Source organism: Maritimibacter dapengensis, assembly GCF_019218265.1.
Classification (GTDB): Bacteria; Pseudomonadota; Alphaproteobacteria; order Rhodobacterales; family Rhodobacteraceae; genus Maritimibacter; species Maritimibacter dapengensis.
This window is the reverse complement of record NZ_JAHUZE010000014.1, coordinates 1-2,913: the sequence shown is the minus strand read 5'-3', so window position 1 is coordinate 2,913 and position 2,913 is coordinate 1. Positions and strand designations below refer to the sequence as shown.

Below are 2,913 nucleotides of genomic sequence, written 5' to 3'. Positions count from 1 at the left end.
GCTAATAAAGGGTACAGTATGGCAATTAACGGTACAATATGAAAATTAAGGGTACATCGTGCCGCTGAAAACAAACGATAATTTTAAAGGCAATTCTGATTAATGAGGGTACAGTGACAGCTATCGTCGGATCGCGGCTTTGCTGAGAGATGCGGGCTGGGAGGTGAACGACAAGCGGGTCGAGCGCCTATGGCGACGAGAGGGGCTGAAAGTGCCAATGAAGCAACCGAAGAAGGGACGGCTCTGGCTGAATGACGGATCCTGTGTCCGGCTGCGTCCTGAGTATCGCAACCACGTCTGGAGCTATGACTTTGTCCACTGCCGGACGGAGGACGGAAAGGTCTTCCGGACGCTCAACATCTTGGACGAGCACAGCCGGGAATGCCTGGCGATAAAGGTGAAGCGCAAGCTGAACTCGGGTGACGTGATCGATGCCTTGAGCGACCTGTTCATCATGCGGGGTGTGCCGGATTACATCCGGTCTGACAACGGCCCGGAGTTCGTGGCTGAGGCCGTTCAAGATTGGATCAGGGCCGTCGGCGCCAAGACCGCTTACATCGCGCCCGGGTCACCTTGGGAAAACGGCTACTGCGAAAGCTTCAATGCCAGGTTCCGCGATGAACTGCTCAACGGAGAAGTCTTTTACAACCTTCGGGAAGCGGAAATCCTGATCGAACAATGGAGGAACCACTACAATACCAAACGACCACATAGTGCCTTGGGCTATCGCCCTCCCGCCCCGGAAACCATCGTCCCGATGGACCCGAGACCGGTCATGCACTAACAATCAAACCGGACCACTCAGGTGGGGCTGATCATCGGCGCAATTTCAGAAAACGCGTTGACCTTGCGTAAATATGAACTTGACACTCATAAAATTAGCCATCTACTTTTATTGACAGGATGGCGGGATGAGAGGAGCTCTGCGCCTTCCCAAACACAATCTGGAGGAGAACCATGTTTCGATTTTCATATCGGGCAGGGCCGAAGATGCTTTGCCTGGCGATTGCGGCCAGTCTTGCTGTTCCTGTCTCGGCACAGGACAAAACCCCATACCGCGAGCATAGTGGCGTACTGCCTGACGGTACCACGTGGCTGATCCGTGTCCCCGAGAACTGGAACGGCCGCCTGCTGCGTGATCTCGATTTCGCCAGCTTCATCCATGTCCCGGGCTACGCGCCCCGCTATGATGATCTGCTGGCGCGCGGCTATGCCTTTGCCGGTCTGGCGCGCCATCCCTTGCGGCTCTGGCAATACGACCCGCAGCGCGAGATCTTGAACCTCCAGACCGTTCAGGACACCTTCACCCGGCTCGAACGCGAGCCGGACATGGTGATGCAATACGGATGCTCCGGCGGCGGTCTGGACAGCCTTGCCTCGGCCGAAGATTTCCCGGACAAGATCGATGGCTCGGTGGTGCTTGCGGCCCATACGCCGGTCTGGATTATGAGCAGTTTCCTGGACGGCTGGTTCGCGATGCGGGCGCTGTTGGCGGAAGATTACGTGGCACAGGGCCTGGGCCAGGCCTCGGATCTGACGGTGGCCGGTCTGCCGAACGCAGGCGCGGGTGGCGATCGTAACCTCGACGCCATCCGGGCGTCGTGGAAGAGCGCGATCGAAAACGCGGGCAAAACGCCCGAAGGTCGCGCCCGTCTGGCGCTCGCCTTTGCCATCGGCCAGTGGTCGCCCTGGATGGTCGAGGGCACCGACCTGCCCGACACGTCCGATACCGCCGCGATGGCTGATATGGTGGTGAAATCGGCGATGCGCAATGCCGGCAATGTCGGCGGCACTGCGCGGCTGCTCTTCGAAAATGCGGCATCGGGTCAGCAGTTGTCCGGCAACGAAGGCGTCGATTACGCCGCGTTCTACGCCAACGCCGCACCGGCGATGAAACAGCTGGTCGAGGCGCTTTATGCCGAAGCCGATCTGGACCTTCAGGCCGACCTTGCGACGATTGACGCCGAACCCCGGATTGCGGCGTCGGACTATGCGCTCGACTTCTGGGCCGGGGACGGACGCACCACGACCGGAGAGCTCGAAGTGCCCGCCATACGGATCCACATGCTGGGAGACTGGGCCATCCCCTATTCGCTGATGCAGGGGTACGAGGCGCTGGTTGAACAGGCCGGCACCACCGACCACTATCGGCAGGCCCTCGTTCAGGGCACCGGGCACTGCGAATTCATGGCCGCGGAAAGCAGCGTGATCGTTGAAATTCTGGCCGAACGGATCGAGACCGGCACCTGGCCAGAGGTCACACCCGAGGCACTGAACACGGCAGCCGCCGCGTTGGAGACGGGCTCAGATCCCCGCTTCGTCGAATTTGGCGACTGGCGCGTGGGGGCGTACAACCGCCCCTGGACGCCGAGCCAGTAACCCGTCGCGGGGCCCGCCCTCGTGGGTTGGCCCCGCCTCTAGTGCGACAGGTGCGAGACGCCGGAGATCAGCGAGTTGGTATAGTCACCCTGCGGATCTTCCAGCATCCGTGCAGTCGCTCCGCGTTCCACTACGTTGCCACCATACATGACCATGTTGGTGTCGCAGGTCCTCGCTGCAGCAGCATGGTGGCGCGACTGCTTCCCGAAGAACCTGCAAAATCTCCGTTCTGCACGCGGCGCCCGTTGCACCCGTAGACTGAATCCCAAGTCGCTACATACATCGACCTCAATCAGATTCAGTAGTTTGATGGAGCAGACACCGCTCTCCGACACGATAGAACCGGCGGGGGTGTAGCCCCGCCGGTTCATTGTCTTTGCAGAGATGCAGGTGTCGCGCTTGTCTACTTCACGTCTGTCACTGTACCCTAATTAATCAGATTCTGCGGATTGGAAGCGTTTTCGGCAGATTCTGTACCCTTAATTGCAATATATCCACAGGGCGCTGCGTCAGTGGCTGACACAGCTTTGGCGC

1 protein-coding gene and 1 pseudogene are annotated in these 2,913 nt (G+C 59.5%); both read left to right on the top strand.

Annotation, left to right across the window (positions count from 1 at the left end; all coding sequences use genetic code 11):
- Positions 1–121: 121 nt before the first annotated feature.
- Positions 122–784 (top strand): annotated as a pseudogene (locus tag KJP28_RS19795) (IS3 family transposase); the annotation flags it as partial.
- Positions 785–957: 173 nt separating this feature from the next.
- Positions 958–2,379 carry a hypothetical protein gene (locus KJP28_RS19790; RefSeq protein ID WP_243614748.1) on the top strand — a complete coding sequence of 474 codons (1,422 nt, stop codon included), beginning with the start codon at positions 958–960 and terminating at the stop codon, positions 2,377–2,379.
- The last annotated feature ends 534 nt before the right edge of the window (positions 2,380–2,913 follow it).